Origin of the sequence: Ferruginibacter sp., from assembly GCF_031430955.1 — a bacterium.
In the GTDB taxonomy this organism is placed as follows: Bacteria; Bacteroidota; Bacteroidia; order Chitinophagales; family Chitinophagaceae; genus Ferruginibacter.
The window spans coordinates 1-3,251 of sequence record NZ_JANPCM010000255.1; the positions used below are offsets into that span (position 1 = coordinate 1).

General features: G+C 38.9%; 4 protein-coding genes. 1 reads left to right on the forward strand and 3 read right to left on the reverse strand.

The window, feature by feature from the left end:
* The coding region (locus ACY65O_RS07165; protein ID WP_462220169.1) for a VOC family protein at nt 1-453 on the forward strand (453 nt) is incomplete at its 5' end.
* Here ACY65O_RS07165 and ispE read toward each other — a convergent pair.
* The 3 genes from ispE to ACY65O_RS07180 form a co-directional block, all read right to left on the reverse strand.
* Entirely contained in the window at nt 450-1,331 is an 882-nt protein-coding gene (ispE, locus tag ACY65O_RS07170) for a 4-(cytidine 5'-diphospho)-2-C-methyl-D-erythritol kinase (RefSeq protein WP_462220170.1), read from the reverse strand. The genes ACY65O_RS07165 and ispE overlap by 4 nt on opposite strands.
* A 67-nt stretch (nt 1,332-1,398) precedes the next feature.
* Complete coding sequence (locus tag ACY65O_RS07175) at nt 1,399-1,983, reverse strand: bifunctional nuclease family protein (RefSeq protein ID WP_462220171.1); 585 nt, start codon at nt 1,981-1,983, stop codon at nt 1,399-1,401.
* A 147-nt stretch (nt 1,984-2,130) separates the two neighbouring features.
* Nucleotides 2,131-3,093, reverse strand: coding sequence for an electron transfer flavoprotein subunit alpha/FixB family protein (locus tag ACY65O_RS07180; protein WP_462220172.1), 963 nt, complete (start codon nt 3,091-3,093; stop codon nt 2,131-2,133).
* Nucleotides 3,094-3,251: the final 158 nt, after the last annotated feature.

Consider the following 3,251-nt stretch of genomic DNA (forward strand, 5'->3'; position numbering starts at 1 on the left):
GGGCATGTGCATTTAAAAGTGGCCGATCTGGACAGGGCCTTAAGTTTTTATAAAGATTTGCTGGGTTTTGAAATTACACAGCGCTATGGCGACAGTGCAGTTTTTATTTCGGCCGGTGGATATCATCATCATATTGGTTTAAATACCTGGCACAGTAAAAATGCAGGGCCGGCACCGGTAAGAGCTGCAGGTTTATATCACCTTGCCATTGTTTATCCCTCACGTAAAGACCTGGCGGTTATTTTTAAAAGATTAACAGATGCAGAATATCCATTAACGGGAGCATCTGATCATGGAGTATCAGAAGCAATTTATTTAAACGATTTAGATGGCAATGGCGTGGAATTATACTGGGACAGGCCTAAAGACCAATGGCCCACCAATACCGAAGGAAAATTGTGGATGGGCACTGCTGCATTAGATATCGATTCTTTACTGAGTGAATTAGACTAAGGCAATATTTTTACAAAATAATTTTTATCTGTAAATCTTTTTAGCGGTATAGTGTTTTCAAAAATGCCAAAAAAAGTGCTGCCGCTACCTGTCATCGAAGCATATATTGCACCCTCGTTGTACAAAGCTTTTTTTATATTTTTTAGTTTAGGATACTTTGTAACTATGTTTTCTTCAAAATCATTTTGTAAATCGTCCTTCCATGTTGTTATGGGTTGACGGATGATTTTTTTTACAGTTTTTTTATGCGGTACAAGTGTAAGTTGATTAAAAGCGCCACGGGTATGTACGTGAATGTTGGGATTAACCACTACAATTTTGTAGGCTGATAAATCAAGTTTTATTTCTTCTAAAATTTCGCCACGGCCTGTTGCATAGCAAGGTTTGTTAATGATAAAAAAAGGACAGTCGCTGCCCAATTGTAAAGCATATGCAATAAGTTGAGGCGTGGTAAGATTGAGTTTGAATTTTTGATTCAGCAGCATTAAAGTAAAAGCACCATCTGACGAGCCGCCACCCATGCCTGCACCCATAGGAATGGCTTTTAGTAAATGCATTTTAATAGCCGGCAATTGAGGAAAGTCATTCTTTAAAAGTTGATAGGCCTTGGGGCACATGTTATCATGGCTCTTGCCATCTATTGGTAAGCCTCCTAAAGTAAATTCAACATCAGTAGCAGAATTTGTTGATGGAATAATTTCCAGTGCATCTTTTAAGCCAATAGGATAAAAAACCGTTTCAATTTTATGTAAACCATCTTCTCTTTTATTAAGAATTTGTAGACCGAGATTTATTTTAGTATTGGGGAAAACGAGCATGTTGGGGGTAATTGATAATGGATAATTTTTTGTGGAATGGGGGATTGATTTTTTTTGCAACTGAGAGAAAGAGGTTGTGTTGCATTCTTAATATTATTAATTATTCATTAAAAAATTATTCATTACCTCACTTATCCTTTCTTGTTTTAATTTCATCCCGTATTGCAATAGCACGTATATAATCTTCATGGTCCAGCACATCAGCAAGCAGGGCATTCAATTCTTCCAGTGTCATAGATTTTAAATCGTCGCTGCCGCCGGTTTCGGTAGTTACTGATTGCACTTTTTTCTTTTTGCCATCATCTTCCATTAAAATACCGGCCTGGTCTAAAATGGTATCGTAAGTATAAACGGGGCAGCCAAACCTTACAGCCAGTGCCAACGCATCTGATGTTCGGGAATCAATTTCTACCGTATCGTTGGCAGAACTGCAAACTAATTTGCTGTAAAAAATTCCTTCCTGCAAATCGTTTATCACCACTTCGTGCAGCTCCACATTAAAGGCCATCATAAAATTTTTCATCAGGTCGTGTGTAAGCGGACGGCTGGGGCTCATGCGTTCCAGCGCCACAGCAATTGCCTGGGCTTCAAAGCCACCAATTACAATAGGTAAGCGGCGCAGTCCGTTTACTTCTCCTAATACCACGGCATAAGAGTGCGTTTGCGTAATGCTGTGGGAGAGTGCTACTATTTCCAGTTCTATTTTTTTCATATACCCTTTCCCCAAAAAGGGAATTGATTAAGGATTATTAATAAAAGCAAATATAAAAACAAAAGCCTCTCAAAACTAATTGAAAGGCTTTAATAAATTTAAAATATAATCTTCTCCATAATCCATTTCCGGTAAAGGAAGGAGGGGTTATGCTCCCTTTAACTTTCTAACCGCCTCAATTACCTTGGGCATCACTTCGAAAGCATCGCCTACAATACCATAATCTGCCGCTTTAAAAAATGGTGCTTCAGGATCTTTATTAATTACTACAATTACTTTACTTCTGTTAACACCAGCCAAATGTTGTATGGCACCGCTAATGCCGATAGCAAAATATAAATTAGGAGCAATAGCTAAACCGGTTTGGCCCACATGCTCGTGATGCGGCCGCCAGTGTACATCTGCAACAGCACGGCTGCAGGCAGTAGCAGCGCCTAATAATTTTGCAAGATCGGTAACCAGTCCCCAGTTCTCCGGGCCTTTTAAACCACGGCCACCGCTGATAACCAATTCAGCTTCGCTTAATGGAACTTCACCAACAATTTTATTTGTTGCAGTAACGGTAATTTTTGGTGCATCAACAGTTGCGGCAAATGCTGCAACTTCTGCAGTGCCATCTGCAGTTACAATATTATAAGAGTTAGGGTTTAATGCAATTATTTTTACCGGTGTGTTTACGGCAATGTTTGCAAAAGCTTTACCACTGAAAACACTTTTCTTTACTACAAATCCATTGGTTGTATCGGGCAATGCAATTGCACCGCTAACCAAACCAGCTTTTAATTTTGCACTTAACCTTGGAGCTATAGCTTTACCGTTCATGTTATTACTAAACACCACTATGGTTGCACCCGTTGCAGCAATAGCCTGAGCCAGTACATTGGTAAAAACCTGTGCATCCAAATGATCGAGTGTGTCATTTTTTACAGTGTGCACTTTTTTTAATCCGTATTTGCCTAATGCTGCTAAGTCATCGGTAACGTTACCCAAAACTATTCCTTCTGCGGCTACACCTAATTGCTCAGCAACTTTTGCCCCGTAGTTTGCTGCTTCAAGAGAAGACTTTTTTATTATCCCTTCTGATTGGTCAAGAAAAACTAATACTGACATAATTATAAATTTTGCCGCTGACTAATTTGCCAATGGCTGTTATGAATTTAATGCGTTGAATAAAGAACTAATAGTACAAGTGAGTGACACAACGATGATGACCAATGCTAAAATGTTCGTCCCAAAAAAATAAAAATACAATCTCCGCTTGTATCTTC

Excerpts from the sequence above, each read along its gene's own strand:
- ACY65O_RS07175 (WP_462220171.1), bottom strand. The coding sequence starts at position 1,983 with ATGAAAAAAATAGAACTGGAAATAGTAGCACTCTCCCACAGCATTACG.
- ACY65O_RS07180 (WP_462220172.1), bottom strand. The coding sequence starts at position 3,093 with ATGTCAGTATTAGTTTTTCTTGACCAATCAGAAGGGATAATAAAAAAG.